The following is an 18,598-nucleotide window of genomic DNA, read 5'->3' on the forward strand; positions in this document are numbered from 1 at the left end:
CTTAATGAGTGCGGATCAGAGGGCGGGTGAACAAGGAATCAGTGGCCGGGCGCGTTCTGCCGCCAGGCCTGGGAGCGGCGCAGCAAGCCGCGTGAAGCCCAGGCCAGGAGCAGCGAGACGCCGGCCGAGGTGAACAGGATCAGGGTCGACATCGCCGCGGCGCCGCCGACATTGCCGGCGTCGTCCATGTTCAGCACGGCGACGGCAGCGAGGATGGTGTCGGGGCTGTAGAGGAAGATTGCCGCCGACACCGTGGTCATGGCCGAGACGAACAGGTAGCGCACGATGTCCAAAAGCGCCGGCAGGCAGATTGGCACCGTCACCCGCAGGTAGTGCCTGTACAGCGGTGCCTTGAGCGACAGGGCAGCGGCTTCGAACTCCGCGTCGAGTTGGCGCAGGGCGGTGGTGGCGGTCATCTGCGCGGTGGTCAGATAGTGAGCGATGGTGCACACCACCAGCAGGGTCATGGTTCCGTAGAACACATGCAGCGGATTGCCATTGAGGTTGAAGAAGAACACGTAGCCCAGACCGAGGACCAGCCCGGGAACCGCCATGGGCACAAAACTGAGCATGCGCAGCGCCAGGTTCAGGCCGCGTTGCCCCTGGGTTTTCTCCATCAGGTAGGCACCGGTGAAGATCAGCCCGCTACCGATCAGTGCCGTGCACAGGGCCATGGTCAGGCTGTTGCGATAGGCCAGCCAGCCACCGCCGGCGGTGTCGTTGAACTGGTAGTGGTTCAGTGACAGCGACAGGTTGTAGGGCCAGAATTTCACCAGCGACGAATACACCGCCATGCCGAACACCAGCAGCAGCGACGCGCAGATCAGCAGCACGATGGCCAGGTAGCAACCATCCCGCAGCCGCGACGGCGCCGGCTTGAACACCTGGGCACGACCGCTCATGGAGTCGCCATGCCGGCGGCGCAACCAGGCATCGACACCGAAGCTGAATAGCGCCGGAAGCAACAGCACCATGCCGATCAGCGCGCCGCGACCGAACTGCTGCTGGCCGACCACCGCCTTGTAGGCTTCCAGGGCCAGCACCTGATAGTCGCCGCCCACCACCACCGGCACCCCGAAGTCGGTGATGGTCAAGGTGAACACCAGGCAGAAAGCAGCGAACACCGCTTGCCGGGTAGCGGGCCAGGTGATGCTGCGAAAGGCCTTCGCCGGGCTGGCACCCATGCTCGATGCCGCGTCGAACAGCCGCGCATCCGCCAGGGACAGGGCCGAGAGCAGGATCATCAGGGCATGGGGAAAGGTGTAGATGACTTCACCGAGAACGATGCCCCAGAAGCCGTAGATGTTGTCGGCGAACAGGCCGCGGAGCAGGCCCTGGTTACCGAACAGGTAGACCAGGGCGATGCCCGGCAGCATCGATGGCGCCATCAACGGCAACAGTGAGAGTCCACGCCAGATGCCTTTGCCTGGAATCAACGTGCGTTGCAGGGCGTAGGCAAACAGATAAGCCAGGGGCACCACGATGGCGGCCACGCTGAGAGAGACTTTCAGGCTGTTGCCGAGCAGCCAGTGAAAATTGTCACTGCGGATCAGCTCCCGGGCCGCGACCAGGCCGCCGCCCTGCCCGTCCTCGGCACTGAAGCCGCGCCAGAAGATCGCCAGCAGCGGCAACAGCACGGCAATCCCCAGCAACAGCAGGAGCAGGAGCTTGCCGCCCACCACAAACAGACGATCGCCAAGCTCGGCACGGGAGGTCTGCCGCGCCCGCTTTGCAGGTAGCGGCAGGGACATTTGCCCGGTCATCTTAGACAAACACCTGCAGGCTGCGCGGCGGCAAGGCGACCCAGATGTCCTGGGCGCCCAGTCGCGGCATGGCTTCCGGTGCCAGTTCAGCCAGCAGCGGATGCCCTGGCAAATGGTTGAGCTCGAAGCTCATGCGGCAGCGGTTGCCGAGGAACGTGATCTCGCGGACCTTGGCCGGGAACAGGTTTTCCTCATGCACCGGCGGGTTGACGCTGATGGCTTCCGGACGACAGAACAAGCGACCCGCAGCGGCTTTGCCCGAATCGTCGGCCAGGCGCACATTCATCCCGCCGACCTGGGCGTGGCTATCGCTGTTGCGGCTGAAGGGCAGCCAGTTACCCTGGCCGACGAATTCGGCGACGAAGGGCGTAGCCGGACGGTCGTAGATTTCCTGCGGGGTGGCGTACTGCTCGACCTTGCCGTTGTTCATCACGGCGATGCGGTCGGCCATCAACATGGCCTCGTCCTGGTTATGGGTGACCATCAGGGTAGTGATCCCCAGGCGCCGTTGCAGTTGGCGCAACTCGGTGCACAGATGCTCGCGAACCCGGGCATCCAGGGCCGACATCGGCTCATCCAGAAGCAGCAACGACGGTGCCGGCGCCAGGGCACGGGCCAGTGCCACCCGCTGCTGCTGGCCCCCGGACAGTTGCCCGGGGTATTTTTTCTCGCTGCCGGTGAGGCCCACCAGTTCCAGCATCTGCGCCACGCGCTTGCGCACTTCCTCACGGCCACTGCCCGCCAGGCCGTAGGCGATGTTGGCTTCAACCGTCAGGTTGGGAAACAGCGCGTAGGACTGGAACAGAATCCCGTAGTCCCGTGCCTGGGGCGCCAACCGCGAGACGTCCCGATCCCCCAGGTACAACTCGCCCTGGTCCTGGCGCTCCAGGCCGGCGATGCAGCGCAGCAGTGTGGTCTTGCCGCAACCGGACGGCCCCAGCAGGCACACCAGCTCACCGGCGGCGACGTCCAGGGACACGTTATCCAGGGCGGTGAAGGCACCAAAACGCTTCTGGATACCGCGCACCTTCATTGGCGCGCCTGGGTTGCTCAGGGCTGTTGCAACGGAGTTGTTCATGGACGGACCTCATCAAGCAGATGCAGGCCATCCTAGGGAGCGAATGCGTAGGTCGTGTGGCAAACAGGCAAAAGCTGCCGATAGTGGTATTGGTGGATTTGGGTTGGGCGGCGATTCGCCGGCAAGCCGGCTCCTACGGGAGAAGGTGCTTCAGCAACCGGCCATTTCCTGGGCCAGGCCGAGGAACGCCGCCGGCAGGCGCGCATTCTTGCGCTCCTTGAGGCAATACAGGTACTCGGCGATCTGTGGCGCATTTTCGATGGTCAGCACCCGCAGCTGCGGGTCGTGGGGCACCTCCTGACGGGCAATGATGCTGATGCCGATGTTGCGCAGCACCGCCTCGCGGATCGATTCGCGACTGCCGATCTCCAGCAGCGGGCCGAAGCTGACGTTGGCGTTCTTCAACAACTCTTCGGTAAGACTGCGGGTAGTGGAACCAGGCTCGCGCATCAACAGGGTATGCCCGGCCAGGGCCTGGAGCGGCACATGTTCCAATGCCGCCAGGGGGTGATTGCGATGCACCGCCAGCACCAGCGGGTCGCTGCCCAGCACTCGGCGGATCAATCGCGCATCCTCCAACAGTTGCGAGGACGCGGCCACATCCACCCGGTATTCCTCCAGCGCCTCCAGCACCTGCTGGGAGTTGCCGATCTCCACCGAAACGTCCACTTGAGGCAGGCGCTGGCGGAAGGTTTTCACCAGGTCGAGGATGTAATACGGCGCAGTGGCGGCTATCCGCAGCGTGCCCTGTACCTGCCCGCTGTTGCGCAGGAAGAACTCGATATCGGCTTCTTTCTGCAACAGCTCCTTGACCATCGGCAACAGGCTCGTGCCCTCATCACTGAGACTCAGCCGACGACCGCCACGAAAGAACAGCTCAACCGAGTACTGGCTTTCCAGGTTGCGGATCTGCGTAGTCACCGTCGGCTGGCTGAGACCGAGCTTCTTCGCCGCCTGGGTGATACTGCCCAGGCGGGCGACCATGTAAAAAGCCTTCAGCTCGGCACTCAGCACAGTGTTCTCTCATCGTTTACTTGCGCAACAGGCGCAAACCGTTGAACACCACCAACAGGCTGACGCCCATGTCGGCGAACACGGCCATCCACATGGTGGCCAGTCCGGCAAAGGTTACCCCAAGAAAGATTGCCTTGATGACCAGGGCCAGGGCGATATTTTGCTTGAGGACTACCGAGGTCTGGCGAGACAGGCGAATAAACGCCGGAATCTTGCGCAGATCATCGTCCATCAGGGCAACATCCGCGGTCTCGATAGCGGTATCGGTACCCGCCGCCGCCATGGCAAAACCGATCTCGGCGCGGGCCAGGGCCGGGGCATCGTTGATGCCGTCCCCCACCATTCCCACCCGATGCCCTTGGGCGTACAGCTCCTCGATGGCTTGCAGCTTGTCGGTGGGCAGCAGGTCGCCCCGGGCCTGGTCGATCCCTACCTGGACCGCGATCGCCTGGGCCGTGTGGGGGTTGTCGCCAGTGAGCATCAGGGTCTTGATCCCCAGTTCGTGCAACTGCTGGATGGCTTCGCGGCTGGATTCCTTGACCGTGTCCGCCACGGCGAACAGCGCCAACGGGCCGTTGCGGTCCAGCAGCAGGACCACGGTCTTGCCTTGTTTCTCCAGGGCGAAGAGCTTTTCTTCCAGGGCTGGCGAGCACAGGCCCAGTTCCTCCACCAGACGGTGGTTGCCCAAGTGATACACCTGGCCGTTGATTTCACCCCGTACGCCACGCCCGGTCAGGGCCTCGAAGTTATCCACAAGGTGCAGCGCCAGCTGTTTATCCACAGCCGCCTGGGCGATAGCCAGGGACACCGGGTGGTCGGAGCGCCCCGCCAGACTGGCGGCCAGGGCCGGAGCACTGTCATTGGCCAGCGGGTCCAGGGACAGGAAGTCAGTCTGCACTGGCTTGCCGTGGGTGATGGTGCCGGTCTTGTCCAGGGCCAGGTAGTCAAGCTTGTAGCCGCCTTCCAGGTAGACCCCGCCCTTCACCAGGATCCCTTTGCGCGCCGCTGCGGCGAGGCCGCTGACGATGGTCACCGGGGTGGAGATCACCAGGGCGCAAGGACAGGCCACCACCAGCAACACCAAGGCGCGGTAGATCCAGTCGAACCAGGCGCCGGCCATGAACAGCGGTGGAATCAGCGCCACCGCCAGGGCAAAGGCGAACACCGCCGGGGTGTAGATTTTCGAAAAGGTATCGACGAAGCGCTGGGTTGGAGCCCGCGCGCCCTGGGCCTGCTCGACGGCGTGGATGATCCGCGCCAGGGTCGAGTTATTGGCCGCGGCGGTCACCCGGTACTCCAGGGAGCCGGCCTGGTTGATGGTGCCGGCGAATACCTTGTCACCCACGGTCTTTTCTATCGGCAGGCTTTCACCGGTGATCGGCGCCTGGTCGATGGTGGAACTGCCGGACACAACCTCGCCATCCAGGCCGATACGCTCGCCGGGACGCACCCGTACTCGGGCTCCGAGCTCAACGGTTTTTGCCTCCTGCTCGCTCCAACTGCCATCCGCCTGCTGCACCGTGACCTGTTCCGGGGTCATCTGCATCAGGCCGCTGATGGCATTGCGCGCACGGTCCAGGGAGCGGGCCTCAATCAGCTCGGCCACGGTGAACAGGAACATCACCATCGCCGCTTCCGGCCATTGGCCGATCAGCACCGCACCGGTGACGGCGATGCTCATCAGCGCGTTGATGTTGAGGTTGCGGTTCTTCAGGGCGATCCAGCCCTTCTTGTAAGTGCCCAGGCCGCCACTGAGGATCGATACCAGGGCCACCAGCGCCACCACCCAGGTCGGCGCGGCACTGGTGAAATGAATCACCTCCGCCGCCAACGCGCCCACCCCGGACAGGGCCAGCGGCCACCAGGCTTTCTTCACCGGCACTGCGGCCGCCGGCTCGGCACCTGGGCTCTGTTCCAGGGGCTCGGCGTGCATGCCGAGGGACTTCACCGCGGCGATGATGGGCGCCGTGTCCGGCAGATCATGGGTGACCCCCAGCACTCGGTTCATCAGGTTGAATTCCAGCGCCTGAACCCCGGCCAGCTTGCCCAGCTTGTTCTGGATCAGCGTCTGCTCGGTGGGGCAATCCATGGCCTCGATGCGGAAAGTGCTCAGGCGCGCCCCCGCGCTTGGCGTCTCGCTGAGGATAATCCGCGCCGGCGCCGCATCGCTGCTGCAGCAAGAGCCGGCATGGGCGGCATGATCATGGGCCTTGACCGGCTGCAATTTGCCCACCGGGGCATGGGAGTGGCCATGATCGTGATCGTGATCGTGATCGTGATCGTGATCGTGATCAGCATGACGCTGCTGAGCATCGGGCTTGCGCGGGCTGTGGAGAGAATCGCTCATAAGGGTCGCGTCCGAATAAAGGTGCTTGTTGCCAAGTGAACACCCTGTAGCCACTATAGGGTCAAGCACCCATTCGGAGATAACGGCAATGAAGATTGGCGAACTGGCGAAACTCACCGACTGTCAGGTCGAGACCATCCGTTACTACGAACGCGAAGGACTGCTGCCGGAGCCGGCTCGCAGCGAAGGCAACTACCGCCTGTACACCCAGGCCCACACCGAGCGCCTGACCTTTATCCGCAATTGCCGCAGCCTCGACATGACCCTCGAGGAAATCCGCAGCCTGCTAAATTTGCGGGACAGCCCTCAGGGACAATGCGCCAGCGTCAACGCGCTGATCGACGAGCACATCCACCACGTCAAGGCACGTATCGATGGCCTGCTGGCCCTGCAGGAGCAGCTGCTGGACCTGCGCCAGCGCTGCAGCGAGGAACCGGACCTGGATCACTGCGGGATCTTGCAGCGCCTGGAGGTCAGCGGCTCGGTGGCCCCCAGCGAGGCCGAGCCCTCCCATGTCGGTCGCAGCCACGGGCATTGAGCCCGCAGCCCGGGGTCGCGGTTTCAGGAACCGCGACGGCCCGTCGGTATCAGGCGCAGATACAACCCTTCGAGCCGATCCAGCAAACGCTGGTCCAGCTGCCGCCAGGCCATGCCCCGGCGCACCAGCCAGGCGCTGAACAGCCCCACTAGGCAACCGCCGAGGATATCGAAGGGGAAATGTACCCCCAGGTAGACGCGGGCCCAGCTCACTAGCAGCGCCAGCGCCAGCATCACCAATCCGGTCTTGCGCAGGGATGCTAGGATCAGAGCAAAGGCCATGGCGAACATGCCGCTGGCATGATCGCTGGGAAACGATGCCCCAGGCGCGTGAGCCAGGAAATTCTGCCCCAGGCCCAGCATGAAGGGCCGCGGGTGAAACCACAGGTCACGGATCAACAGGTTGCAGCCCAGGGCGACGACAATGCTCAGGGTTGCGATCAGCACGGTCATTCTCTGGCGGCGCTCCCCCAACACCCAAAGCACCAGGAGCAACAACGGCACACTCAGAACCAGCCCTTGTGCCAGGAAAACCGCCAGCCCACGCATTACCAATGAAGCTTCAGCGCTGGCATTGATGGCCAGGAACAGACTGCGATTGAACTCTTCCATTTAACGGCTCGTATTGACTAATCAGAAGGAAAACGCCCGGAGCGCTCCAGGGCCCGCTCCTGAGAGCGTAGCCGCCCGGCAGGCGCAGCAATGTCCGCAGTGACTCCCGGGCAAAGGTCGATAAAGCAACCGGGTGAATCGACAAGGGGCCACGCAGTCTCAACTGCGTGGCCCCCTGGTACCGCCAGTGAAACGCTTAAACCGCCATCGGCGCGGTCATCGGCGCGTGGTGTTGATAGCCTTCAAGGGAGAAGTCGCTCGGTTCGATCAGCTCCAGCCACTCTGGCTGGTACAGGCCGGTCTTGGCGAACTCCGGCACACGCTCGGAAATCACCAGTTTGGGCATCGGGAACGGCTCGCGCTTGAGCTGTTCGTTGAGCATGTCCAAGTGGTTTTCATAGACGTGGGCATCACCAATGAAATAGGTGAACCAGCGCGGCGTGTAGCCGGTCAGGCGGCCGATCAGGCTCAGCAACGCTGCACCCTCAGTCAGGTTGAACGGAGTTCCGAGCCCCAGATCGTTGGAACGGATGTAGAGAGTCAGGGAGATTTCCCGGGTCTCGACATTGGGGTGGAACTGATAGAGCAGGTGACATGGCGGCAGGGCCATTTCATCCAGCTGCGCGCAGTTCCAGCCGTGGAACAGGATCCGCCGGCTGCCTGGGTCGTTGATGATGGTGTCGACGCACTGACGAACCTGGTCGATGGCCTTGTACAGCACCACATAGCCCTGGCCTTCTTCCTCACCCGCAGCGATCTGCCGGTAGCCCTGGCTCAGCGCCAGGTCGATGGCCGCCTGGTTACTGGTGCTGATCTGCTTGTAGGCCGGCCATTTGCGCCACTGCACGCCATAGATTTCGCCCAGGTCGTCGTCGCCCTGACGGAAAGGGTTGGCCAACCATTGGGCGTTTTCGTTGGCGTTCTGATCCCAGACCTTACAGCCCAACGCGCGAAATTCAGCGGCGTTGTTCACGCCCCGCAGGAAGCCGACCATTTCGCCGATCGCCGACTTGAAGGCCATCTTGCGCGTGGTAATGGCTGGGAAACCTTCCTTGAGGTCGTAACGCAGCATCGCCCCGGGAAAGCTGATGGTGTTCACACCGGTGCGGTTGGCCTGCTTGGTGCCGTTGTTGATGACGTGGGCCACCAGATCAAGATATTGCTTCATGAATTACCTGCATCCTTGAACCCGGAGCTTGCGCCCCGGGGTTCGAATTTATTGCGCCGCGCTCTTGGCTGGAGCGCGATGATACGCCAGCCAGATCAGCCCCAGGCCGCCGAGAATCATCGGCACACAAAGAACCTGACCCATGGTCAACCAGTTCCACGCCAGGTAGCCGAGTTGCGCATCCGGCACCCGGACGAACTCGACGACAAAACGGAAGATCCCGTAGAACAGGGCGAACATACCGGAAACCGCCATGGTCGGCCGCGGTTTGCGCGAGAACAGCCACAGGATCAGGAACAGCGCCACGCCTTCCAGGGCAAACTGGTACAGCTGCGAAGGATGACGAGGCAACTGCGACGGATCGCTGAACGGCGGGAAAATCATTGCCCAGGGCACATCGGTGGGCTTGCCCCACAACTCGGCGTTGATGAAGTTGCCGATACGCCCGGCGCCCAGACCGATCGGCACCATCGGCGCGACGAAGTCCATCAGTTCGAAGAAGGTCTTGTTGTTGCGCTTGCCGAACCACCAGGCCGCCAGCATGACCCCGATGAAACCGCCATGGAACGACATGCCGCCCTTCCATACTTCGAAGATCAGGGTCGGATTGGCCAGGTAGGCACTCAGGTCGTAGAACAGCACGTAACCCAGGCGGCCACCGACGATCACGCCCATGGACATCCAGAACACCATGTCCGAGAGCTTTTCTTTGCTCCAGGTCGGATCGAAACGGTTCAGCCGGCGCGACGCCAGCAGCCAGGCGCCGCCGATGCCGATCAGGTACATCAGGCCGTACCAGTGGATTTTCAGCGGGCCGATGGCCAGGGCCACCGGATCAATCTGCGGGTAAGGCAGCATTGCGACTCCTCGTCAGGGTTAGATCTCTTGATTCCCGGGCGAAACTGTCACGCCAGGATTAAGCCAGGATTGCGTTACCACTCAGAACAGGAAGCTGATTCCCACACAGAACAGTAGCGCGGCAAACATGCGCTTCAACAGGCGCGGCGACAGCTTGTGCGCCAGGCGTGCGCCGATACGAGCAAACACCATGCTGGTCAGGGCAATGCCCAACAACGCCGGCAAATAAATGAAACCGAGACTATGGGCCGGGAGCAGCGGATCATGCCAGCCCAGAATCATGAAACTTAAGGCACTGACCAGGGCAATGGGCAAGCCACAGGCCGAGGATGTGGCCACCGCCTGCTGCATGGGCACGCTGCGCCACGTGAGGAACGGTACGGTCAGCGAGCCACCGCCAACGCCGAAAATCGCCGAGGCCCAGCCGATCACGCTGCCAACTGCTGCCAGGCCCAGTTTGCCGGGGACTTGGCGACTGGCCTTGGGCTTGAGCTCCAGGGTCATTTGCAGGGCTATTACCAGAGCGAAGACGCCGATGATCTTTTGCAGGTGCGGGCCGGAGATGGCCTCGGCGGTCAGTGCCCCGAAGCCGGCCCCCAGCAGAATGCCCACCGTCATCCAGACGAAGATCGGCCAGCGCACCGCACCGCGGCGATGGTGTTCACGAACCGCATTGACCGACGTGAAGATGATGCTGGCCAGGGAGGTGCCCACCGCCAGGTGAGTCAGCACCGAGGTATCGAAGCCCTGCAAGGTGAAACTGAACACCAGCACCGGAACGATGATGATCCCGCCGCCCACACCGAACAGCCCGGCCAGCACGCCCGCACAGGCGCCCAACAGCAGATAGAGCAGAAATTCCATGGGAGCATCCGAAAATAAGACCGGCATGGTAACGGATGCGCCACCCCGGACTCCACTGGATGGCGATGGATACCCATCGGTTCTGTGGGTAAAGTGGGCAAAAACACACAGGGGGCCACCTTAATGTGCTTGATCGTTTTCGCCTGGCGGCCAGGTCATTCGCAACCGTTGATCGTCGCGGCCAACCGTGACGAGTTCTATGCCCGGCCCAGCCTGCCGCTTGGGCAATGGCCAGAATCGCCACAGATCCACGCCGGGCGCGACCTGGAGGCTGGTGGCACCTGGCTCGGCGTCGGTGCCGACGGCCGCTTTGCCGCCCTGACCAATATCCGCAACCCCCATCAGCCTCCGGCGCGGCGCTCGCGAGGCGAGCTGGTAGCGCGTTTTCTTGCCGGCAACATTGACCTCGACGACTATTTGCAGGACGTGGTCGGCCGTTCGGTAGACTACGCCGGGTTCAACCTGCTGCTGGGTACCCCAGATCAGCTGTGGCACTACAATGCCCGGGAACCGCAACCGCAAAGGCTTGAAGCCGGTGTCTACGGCCTGTCCAATGCCGGGCTCGATACCCCCTGGCCCAAGCTGCTCAAGGCCAAGGCTGCACTGCAGGAAGCGCTGCACGATCCGCAGCCCCAGGCATTGCTGGCGCTTTTGAGCGACCCGCAAACCGCGCCTTTCGCGGAGCTGCCAGACACCGGAGTCGGATTGGCCACGGAAAGCCTGTTGTCCAGCGTGTTCATCGCCAGCCCCAGCTACGGCACTCGTGCCAGCACCGCATTGATCGTCAACGCCGACGGCTCGCGGCATCTGCTGGAGCGCAGCTTCGGCCCGTATGGCGGGCATCTGGGAGAGGTTGAGCTGAGGGTGTGAAGCGTTCGCCGGCAAGCCGGCTCCTACACAGGCCTGTGTAGGAGCCGGCTTGCCGGCGAAGAAAGCACCTCGATTAGAGGGTCTTGCTCGAAGCCGGGTTGATCATTCGTGCCAACCCGAGCTTCTTCAGCGCCAATTGCAGCGAGCTGTGGATAACTTGCGGGTTGTCGATGGTCATCATCTCGGCCAGGAGTTCCTTGGCCTTGCTCAGGTTGATCTGACGCAGCATCCACTTCACTTTCGGCAAGTTGGTGGCGTTCATCGACAGGCTGTCAAAACCCATGGCCATCAACAGCACCGCTGCCGCCGGATCACCGGCCATCTCGCCACAGATACTCACCGGCTTGCCCTCGGCATGGGCATCGCGCACCACGTTCTGCAGGGCTTGCAACACAGCCGGGTGCAGGTAGTCGTAGAGATCGGCGACCCGCGGGTTGTTGCGGTCCACCGCCAGCAGGTATTGGGTCAGGTCGTTGGAGCCCACTGAAAGGAAGTCCACCTGCCGTGCCAGTTCCTTGGTCTGGTACACCGCCGCCGGAATCTCGATCATCACCCCCACTGGAGGCATCGGCACGTCGGTGCCTTCATCGCGCACTTCGCCCCAGGCACGGTGGATCAGGTGCAGGGCCTCTTCCAGCTCATGGATACCGGAAATCATCGGCAGCAGGATGCGCAGGTTGTTCAGGCCTTCACTGGCCTTGAGCATGGCCCGGGCCTGCACCAGGAAGATCTCCGGGTGGTCGAGGGTTACGCGGATACCGCGCCAGCCCAGGAACGGGTTGTCTTCCTTGATCGGGAAATACGACAGCGACTTGTCGCCACCGATATCCAGGCTACGCATGGTCACTGGCTGCGGATGAAAAGCCGCCAGTTGTTCGCGATAGATCGCCAGCTGCTCTTTCTCGCTGGGGAAACGCTGGTTGATCATGAACGGCACTTCGGTGCGGTACAGCCCGACGCCCTCGGCCCCGCGCTTCTGCGCCCGAGCCACATCGGCCAGCAAGCCGGTGTTGACCCACAGCGGCATACGGTGGCCGTCCAGGGTCACGCAGGGCAGATCACGCAGCGCGTCCAGGCCCTGGGCCAGTTGCCGCTCTTCTTCCACCACATCGGCGAATTGCTTGCGCAGCACGTCGCTGGGGTTGGTGTAGACCTCGCCGTGGTAGCCATCGACGATCATCTGGATGCCGTCGACCTTGGAGTACGGCAGGTCGACCAGGCCCATGACCGTCGGGATGCCCATGGCCCGGGCCAGGATCGCCACGTGGGAGTTGCCCGAACCCAGTACCGAGACCAACCCCACCAGCTTGCCTTCCGGCACTTCGCCAAGCATGGCCGGGGTCAGCTCTTCACTGACCAGGATGGTGTTGTCGGGGTAGACCAGGGTCTGCTGGCGCTCTTCCTGCAGATAGGCCAGGAGCCGGCGCCCCAGGTCCTTGACGTCCGACGCACGCTCACGCAGGTAGGCGTCGTCCATCAGTTCAAAACGGTTGACGTGATCGGTGACCACCTGGCGCAACGCGCCCTGGGCCCATTGCCCGGTCTTGATCACGGTTTTCACTTCGCTGCCCAGGGAGGCGTCGTCGAGCATCATCAGGTAGACGTCGAACAGCGCGCGCTCTTCCGGGCGCAGTTGGGTAGCGAGTTTTTCCGACAGCGCCCGCATATCGGCGCGCACCCCTTCCAGGGCGGTCTTGAACAGCCCCAGCTCGGCGTCGATGTCGGTGATGTATTTGTCCGGCACCACGTCCAGGTCGGCCGGCGGCAACATCACCACCGCACTGCCTACCGCGGCACCGGGGGAGCCCGGCACACCAACGAACTTGGCCTCCTGGATACCCTTGCCCTGGCGCCCCAGGCCGCGGATCGAGCCGGTGGCCTCGGCATGGGCAATTACCCCGGCCAGTTGCGCGCTCATGGTCACCAGGAAGGCTTCTTCGCCCTCGTCGAACTGACGACGCTCCTTCTGCTGGATGACCAGAACGCCGACTACGCGGCGGTGGTGAATGATCGGGGCGCCGAGGAACGAGGCGTAGCGCTCTTCACCGGTTTCAGCAAAGTAGCGGTAGCGCGGGTGATCGGCAGCGTTTTCCAGGTTGAGGGGTTCTTCCCGGGTGCCCACCAGGCCTACCAGGCCTTCGTTGGGGGCCATGCTGACCTTGCCGATGGAGCGCTTGTTCAAGCCCTCGGTGGCCATCAGCACGAAGCGGTTGGTTTCCGGGTCCAGCAGATAGACCGAGCAGACCTGGCTGCCCATGGCCTCTTTGACGCGCAATACAATAATCCCCAACGCCGCCTTGAGATCCTTGGCGGAGTTAACTTCCTGGACGATCTTGCGCAGCGTATTGAGCATGGCTCGGGGTCGAACTCCGTCGTCAGTCGCGCACTAAAAGGCGCGGGGCAAGCTCTTTGAGAGCGCGGCGATACACTTCGCGCTTGAATGTCACCACCTGGCCCAACGGATACCAATAACTGACCCAGCGCCAGCCATCGAATTCCGGTTTACCGGTCAAATCCATCCGCACCCGCTGCTCGTTGGAGATCAGGCGCAGGAGAAACCATTTCTGTTTCTGGCCGATGCACAGCGGCTGGCTGTGGGTCCTGACCAGACGCTGCGGCAAACGATAGCGCAACCAGCCCCGGGTGCAGGCGAGAATTTGCACATCTTCGCGCTCCAGACCCACTTCTTCGTTCAACTCGCGGTACAAGGCGTCTTCCGGCGTCTCGTCGGGGTTGATGCCCCCTTGAGGAAACTGCCAAGCGTCTTGATTGATACGGCGAGCCCATAGCACCTGTCCGGCATCATTGGTCAGAATGATCCCGACATTGGGGCGGAAACCATCGGGGTCGATCACGGCTACAACCTCGCAAACGCATGTCGCCGCATTGTTCCACAAAGCTTGGGAATGCAGCAACGAGGCTGCTCAGCTTATGTGCACTCTTGTGAAAAGACCGTATTCTGGGCCCCTTTCTCCGTGACTTTTCAGCGAGTAACTGCAATGCGCCTGGCTTTATTCGACTTGGACAACACGCTTTTGGGCGGCGACAGCGACCACGCCTGGGGCGACTACCTGTGTGAACGGGGCTTCCTCGATCCCATCGCCTACAAGACCCGCAATGACGAGTTCTACCAGGACTACCTGGCCGGCAAGCTCGACAACGCTGCCTACCTGAACTTCTGCCTGGAAATCCTCGGCCGCACCGAAATGGCCGTGCTCGAACAATGGCACAGCGACTACATGCGCGACTGCATCGAGCCGATTGTCCTGCCCAAGGCCCTGGCACTGCTGGCCAAGCACCGTGATGCCGGCGACAAGCTGGTGATCATTACCGCTACCAACCGCTTCGTCACTGCACCGATTGCCGAGCGCCTGGGGGTCGAAACCCTGATCGCCACCGAATGCGAAATGCACGACGGCCGCTACACCGGGCGCAGCACCGACGTGCCGTGCTTTCGCGAAGGCAAGGTCACTCGTCTCAAGCGCTGGCTGGAGGAAACCGGACATAGCCTGGAGGACAGCTACTTCTACAGCGACTCGATGAACGACCTGCCGCTGCTGGAGCAAGTGACCACCGCGGTGGCCGTCGATCCTGACCCGAACCTGCAAGCTGAAGCACACAAGCGCGGCTGGCAGGTGATCACCCTGCGCAATTAAGCAGGTCTCCGGCAAGCTGGCTCCTACAGGTTGTTGCAGGAGCTGGCTTGTCAGCGAAGAGGCTGAGCCGACCCTAAGCCGGCTTGGCCACCATCAAATAGAAAATCGCCATGAAGGCCAGAAACGCCGGCCACCCCAAGGCGAACCACCAACGCATATACAGACCTGCCTGCAACGGCATCGGCGTCCCATCCCGCAACGCCTGCTCAGCCATCTTGTGCACGCGAATCTGCAACCAGACCACCGGCAACCAGCACAGCCCCGCCAGCACGTAGAGCCCCAGGCTCCACATCAGCCAGGCTTGCTGGATCGGCCAGCCCGCCAGATGCACCAGCCCCAGCCCGCTCAGCGGCTGGAACACCGCGGTGGTGGCAGTAAAAGCCCAATCGGCGAACACCAGGTGCTTGAAGGTCACGGCTATCACTTCCAGCTTGCCGCTGCGCCACGCCCGCAGCGCGTAGTAAGCCGAGCCCGCACCCAGACCGAAGAGAATGGTCGAGGACAGGATATGCAGGGTTTTCAACAGCAGATAAGCGCTCATCGGCGAGGTTCGGTCCACAACAGCCAAAGGGTCGCCACCATCAACACCAGGTTCTTGGCTACGGCGGCATAAGGGTCAAACCAGAAATGCGGCAGGATCAGGCTGATGATCAGGGTGTAGCCGAACATCAGCAGCAGTTGCGCCTGCAGGGCTCGCCGACGCCAACGCCGCAGCAGCAGGCCGATACCCAGAACGGCATCACACAGTGATCCACCGATCACCGCCAACACCGCCCAAACGCCTTGCACCCCGGCCTCGGCCATGATCCGCAGGCCCCAGTCGTAGCCAGGGCCGATGCACACCAGCGCGGTACCCAACCAGATCAGCACCATGACCGCCAGCAGCAATGGCCGCAGGGCCAATTGAACGCTTTGCGCTGCCTGCGGCCAGTCTTGCAGGCGTGTTGCCAGGGGCGCCGCGTGATATCCGCAGACTGCTGCCAGCACCTCGGGAGACGCCAGACTATCCCGCCGGGCCATGCTCAGGGTTTGGCAGTTCAGTGCTCTCCAACCCAAGCGATCACCCACCTCGCTCACCGACGTCAACAAGGCTGAGGGGAGCTGGAAATAACGCGCCGGGGCCCAGCCTTGAGCCGCGCGCAGGTGATCCAGTAACTGCGCCATGGTCATCCGCTCAGGCCCCACCAAAGGCAGCACCATGGATTCTTGCGGCCACTGCCTGAGCAGGGCCAATACGGCCGCACACAGATCATCCACATGCAAGGGCTGAATCTGCGCCTTGGAGGACAACAACGGGATCAGCGGCCAGGGCGACAGGCGTGCCAGCCAACGACTGCTGGCCCCGCCGGCGCCAAGCACCAGCGATGGACGCAACACCACCGCCGGGATATTCAGGCGCAGCAGGTAATCATCCGCAGCCGCCTTGCTCGCCAGGAATGGCACATCTGGCTGGGCCCCTGCGCCCAAGGCAGAAATCTGCAGCACTGGCACACCCCGGACCGCAGCCAGGTCGAACAGCGCACGAGTGCCCAGATCCTGAGTCAGGGTCAGCGATGGCGCGTCGCTGCTCAACAACCCGGCGGCGTTGATCAGCAGGTCGGTATCGGCAGGTAAGACAAAGGGCTGTGATTCAAGCCCCAGACGATCAAGATCCAGTGACAGCCATTCCACTCCCGGCAAGCTCCGGGACTGTGGATAACGACTGGTGGCGATCAACTGATGACCGGCGGCGTGCAACGCCGCCAGCAGATGGCGGCCGACAAACCCTGTGGCCCCCACCAGAACAACCTTCATGACAATCCTTAGAATTTACGCCGGGTCAGACCGGCTTGGCGCCCATGAGGCCGGCAATGGCCACAAAACACACGACGCTGAAGACGGCCAGCACCAGGGTGAAGGTCAAACCACTGGCGGCCTTGGCCACCCGCAGGCGATTGAGCCGCACCATGAGCCATAACCAAGCCAGGGCACCCAGGGTGTAAAGCACACTGGAAGCCAGGATCCAGGTCTGCCCCAGCGGCCAGCCCACCAGGTGCACCATCCACCAGCCAGTAAACGGCAGGCTCAGCAAGCCGAGCGCCAGCAGCAGCCAGCCGAACAGCCCCGGACGATGCAAGATCCGGCTGTATACCGTCGCATCACCCTGGCGGCGCAAGCGCCAAACCCAGATCGCCAGCCCCAACGCACTGCCTAGCAGCAGCACGGTGGCCAGCATATGAAGGGTCTTCAGCGTGGTCAGTGTTTCCATGTTTTCGCTTCCTTAAGGCTTCGATCCTCAGCGTAGTCGTTCAACCGAGGAACAACTGATACGCCGGGTTATCGCTTTCATCCCAGTATGGATAGCCGATCTGCTCCAGGGCCGCCGGCACCAGATGACGCTCATCGGCCGGCACTTGCAGGCCGGCGACCACCCGGCCATCTGCCGCGCCGTGGTTACGGTAATGGAACATCGAGATGTTCCAGCGCCCACCCAGCTTGTTGAGGAAGTTGAACAGGGCCCCCGGACGCTCCGGGAACTCGAAACGCAGCACCACTTCGTCGCTGACCTTCTCCGCGTGGCCGCCGACCATATAGCGGATGTGCAGCTTGGCCAACTCGTTGTCGGTCAGGTCGATCACCGGGAAACCCTGCTCGGTCAGACTGGCGATCAAGGCACTGCGCGGATCGTTTTCCGGGTGGGTCTGCACGCCAACGAAAATATGGGCCTCGCTACCGGTGTTGTAGCGGTAGTTGAACTCGGTAATCTGGCGCTTGCCCACGGCCTCGCAGAACGCCTTGAAGCTGCCGGGCTTCTCGGGAATGGTTACGGCGATGATGGCTTCACGGCCCTCACCCAACTCGGCGCGCTCGGCCACATGGCGCAGGCGATCGAAGTTGACGTTGGCGCCGGAGTCGATGGCCACCAGGGTCTGCCCGGTGATGCCGCGCTGCTCGACATACTTCTTGATCCCGGCCACACCCAAGGCGCCGGCAGGCTCGGTGATCGAGCGGGTATCGTCGTAGATATCCTTGATCGCCGCGCAGATCTCGTCGGTGCTGACGGTGATCACTTCATCGACGTAATCCTTGCAGATATCGAAGGTGTGCTGGCCGATCTGCGCCACCGCCACCCCGTCGGCGAAGATACCCACGGTCGGCAGCACCACTCGCTCGCCTGCGGCCATGGCCGCTTGCAGGCAGTTGGAGTCATCCGGCTCGACACCGATGATCTTGATCTCAGGACGCAGGTACTTCACGTAGGCGGCGATGCCAGCGATCAGCCCGCCGCCGCCCACCGGAACGAAAATCGCATCCAGCGGCCCCGGGTGCTGACGCAGAATCTCCATGGCCACCGTACCCTGCCCGGCAATGGTGTGAGGATCATCGTAGGGGTGGATATAGACGTAGCCTTTTTCGTCCACCAGCTTCAGCGAGTAGGCCAGCGCTTCCGGAAAAGTGTCGCCGTGCAGCAACACTTTGCCGCCACGCGAACGCACGCCTTCGACCTTGATCTCCGGAGTGGTCTTGGGCATCACGATAGTCGCCTTGACCCCCAACACCTTGGCCGCCAGGGCCAGGCCCTGGGCATGATTGCCCGCCGATGCAGTGACCACGCCACGGGCGCGCTCGGCCTCGGTGAGCTGGGTCAGTTTGTTGTAGGCGCCGCGAATCTTGAACGAGAACACCGGCTGCAAGTCTTCACGCTTGAGCCAGATCTGATTGCCCAGCCGCTCGGAGAGCTGGCGGGCAGTCTGCAATGGGGTTTCTACGGCAACGTCATAAACGCGCGAGGTGAGGATTTTCTTAACGTACTGTTCGAGCATCGGAAAGCATCACTGGGCGGGTTGGGCA

17 protein-coding genes are annotated in these 18,598 nt (G+C 62.7%); 3 read left to right on the forward strand and 14 right to left on the reverse strand.

Annotated features, from left to right (window positions below; all coding sequences use genetic code 11):
* Positions 1-38 precede the first annotated feature (38 nt).
* The 4 genes from GV819_RS24730 to GV819_RS24745 all read right to left on the reverse strand — a co-directional run bounded on the left by GV819_RS24730 (position 39) and on the right by GV819_RS24745 (position 6,202).
* A complete protein-coding gene (locus tag GV819_RS24730; protein ID WP_161758669.1) occupies positions 39-1,763 on the reverse strand; it encodes a putative 2-aminoethylphosphonate ABC transporter permease subunit in 1,725 nt (574 codons plus the stop codon).
* 1 nt (position 1,764) lies between these two features.
* Entirely contained in the window at positions 1,765-2,841 is a 1,077-nt protein-coding gene (locus tag GV819_RS24735) for a putative 2-aminoethylphosphonate ABC transporter ATP-binding protein (protein WP_161758670.1), read from the reverse strand.
* A gap of 150 nt (positions 2,842-2,991) precedes the next feature.
* Positions 2,992-3,855, reverse strand: coding sequence for a LysR family transcriptional regulator (locus GV819_RS24740; protein ID WP_161758671.1), 864 nt, complete (start codon positions 3,853-3,855; stop codon positions 2,992-2,994).
* Positions 3,856-3,871: 16 nt separating this feature from the next.
* Positions 3,872-6,202: a heavy metal translocating P-type ATPase gene (locus GV819_RS24745; protein WP_161758672.1), complete on the reverse strand. Its 2,331-nt coding sequence runs from the start codon at positions 6,200-6,202 to the stop codon at positions 3,872-3,874.
* Positions 6,203-6,290: 88 nt separating this feature from the next.
* Here GV819_RS24745 and cadR point away from each other — a divergent pair, with 88 nt between their 5' ends.
* Entirely contained in the window at positions 6,291-6,740 is a 450-nt protein-coding gene (gene cadR / locus GV819_RS24750) for a Cd(II)/Pb(II)-responsive transcriptional regulator (RefSeq protein WP_161758673.1), read from the forward strand.
* A gap of 23 nt (positions 6,741-6,763) precedes the next feature.
* On the opposite strand, the gene GV819_RS24755 is transcribed toward cadR, so the two are convergent.
* The 4 genes from GV819_RS24755 to GV819_RS24770 all read right to left on the reverse strand — a co-directional run bounded on the left by GV819_RS24755 (position 6,764) and on the right by GV819_RS24770 (position 10,241).
* A complete protein-coding gene (locus tag GV819_RS24755) occupies positions 6,764-7,351 on the reverse strand; it encodes an undecaprenyl-diphosphatase (RefSeq protein WP_161758674.1) in 588 nt (195 codons plus the stop codon).
* A gap of 196 nt (positions 7,352-7,547) precedes the next feature.
* On the reverse strand, positions 7,548-8,519 hold the full coding sequence (locus GV819_RS24760) for a thymidylate synthase (protein ID WP_161758675.1): 972 nt from the start codon (positions 8,517-8,519) through the stop codon (positions 7,548-7,550).
* A gap of 48 nt (positions 8,520-8,567) precedes the next feature.
* Positions 8,568-9,377 (reverse strand): prolipoprotein diacylglyceryl transferase, encoded by an 810-nt coding sequence (lgt, locus tag GV819_RS24765; RefSeq protein WP_161758676.1) that lies wholly within the window; start codon positions 9,375-9,377, stop codon positions 8,568-8,570.
* An 81-nt stretch (positions 9,378-9,458) separates the two neighbouring features.
* On the reverse strand, positions 9,459-10,241 hold the full coding sequence (locus GV819_RS24770; RefSeq protein WP_161758677.1) for a sulfite exporter TauE/SafE family protein: 783 nt from the start codon (positions 10,239-10,241) through the stop codon (positions 9,459-9,461).
* Between the two features lie 123 nt (positions 10,242-10,364).
* Between GV819_RS24770 and GV819_RS24775 the strand changes: the two genes are divergently transcribed.
* The gene (locus GV819_RS24775; protein WP_161758678.1) at positions 10,365-11,111 is read left to right on the forward strand and encodes an NRDE family protein; all 747 of its coding nucleotides are present in this window, start codon (positions 10,365-10,367) and stop codon (positions 11,109-11,111) included.
* Positions 11,112-11,184: 73 nt separating this feature from the next.
* Here GV819_RS24775 and ptsP read toward each other — a convergent pair whose 3' ends face one another.
* Positions 11,185-13,464 carry a phosphoenolpyruvate--protein phosphotransferase gene (gene ptsP / locus GV819_RS24780; protein WP_161758679.1) on the reverse strand — a complete coding sequence of 760 codons (2,280 nt, stop codon included), beginning with the start codon at positions 13,462-13,464 and terminating at the stop codon, positions 11,185-11,187.
* A 22-nt stretch (positions 13,465-13,486) separates the two neighbouring features.
* A complete protein-coding gene (locus GV819_RS24785) occupies positions 13,487-13,966 on the reverse strand; it encodes an RNA pyrophosphohydrolase (RefSeq protein ID WP_011064073.1) in 480 nt (159 codons plus the stop codon).
* Positions 13,967-14,110: 144 nt separating this feature from the next.
* Between GV819_RS24785 and GV819_RS24790 the strand changes: the two genes are divergently transcribed.
* Complete coding sequence (locus GV819_RS24790; protein ID WP_161758680.1) at positions 14,111-14,767, forward strand: HAD family hydrolase; 657 nt, start codon at positions 14,111-14,113, stop codon at positions 14,765-14,767.
* A gap of 73 nt (positions 14,768-14,840) precedes the next feature.
* Here GV819_RS24790 and GV819_RS24795 read toward each other — a convergent pair whose 3' ends face one another.
* From GV819_RS24795 to ilvA, 4 genes are read right to left on the reverse strand one after another with little or no spacing between them, the layout of a single operon-like run.
* Positions 14,841-15,308 (reverse strand): DUF2269 family protein, encoded by a 468-nt coding sequence (locus tag GV819_RS24795; protein WP_161758681.1) that lies wholly within the window; start codon positions 15,306-15,308, stop codon positions 14,841-14,843.
* A complete protein-coding gene (locus GV819_RS24800; protein WP_161758682.1) occupies positions 15,305-16,561 on the reverse strand; it encodes an SDR family oxidoreductase in 1,257 nt (418 codons plus the stop codon). The genes GV819_RS24795 and GV819_RS24800 overlap by 4 nt, the downstream gene beginning before the upstream one ends.
* A 25-nt stretch (positions 16,562-16,586) precedes the next feature.
* Positions 16,587-17,015, reverse strand: coding sequence for a DUF2269 family protein (locus GV819_RS24805; RefSeq protein ID WP_161758683.1), 429 nt, complete (start codon positions 17,013-17,015; stop codon positions 16,587-16,589).
* A 40-nt stretch (positions 17,016-17,055) separates the two neighbouring features.
* The gene (gene ilvA / locus GV819_RS24810; protein ID WP_161758684.1) at positions 17,056-18,570 is read right to left on the reverse strand and encodes a threonine ammonia-lyase, biosynthetic; all 1,515 of its coding nucleotides are present in this window, start codon (positions 18,568-18,570) and stop codon (positions 17,056-17,058) included.
* Positions 18,571-18,598: the final 28 nt, after the last annotated feature.

Source organism: Pseudomonas sp. Fl5BN2 (genome assembly GCF_009908205.1).
Taxonomy (GTDB): domain Bacteria; phylum Pseudomonadota; class Gammaproteobacteria; order Pseudomonadales; family Pseudomonadaceae; genus Aquipseudomonas.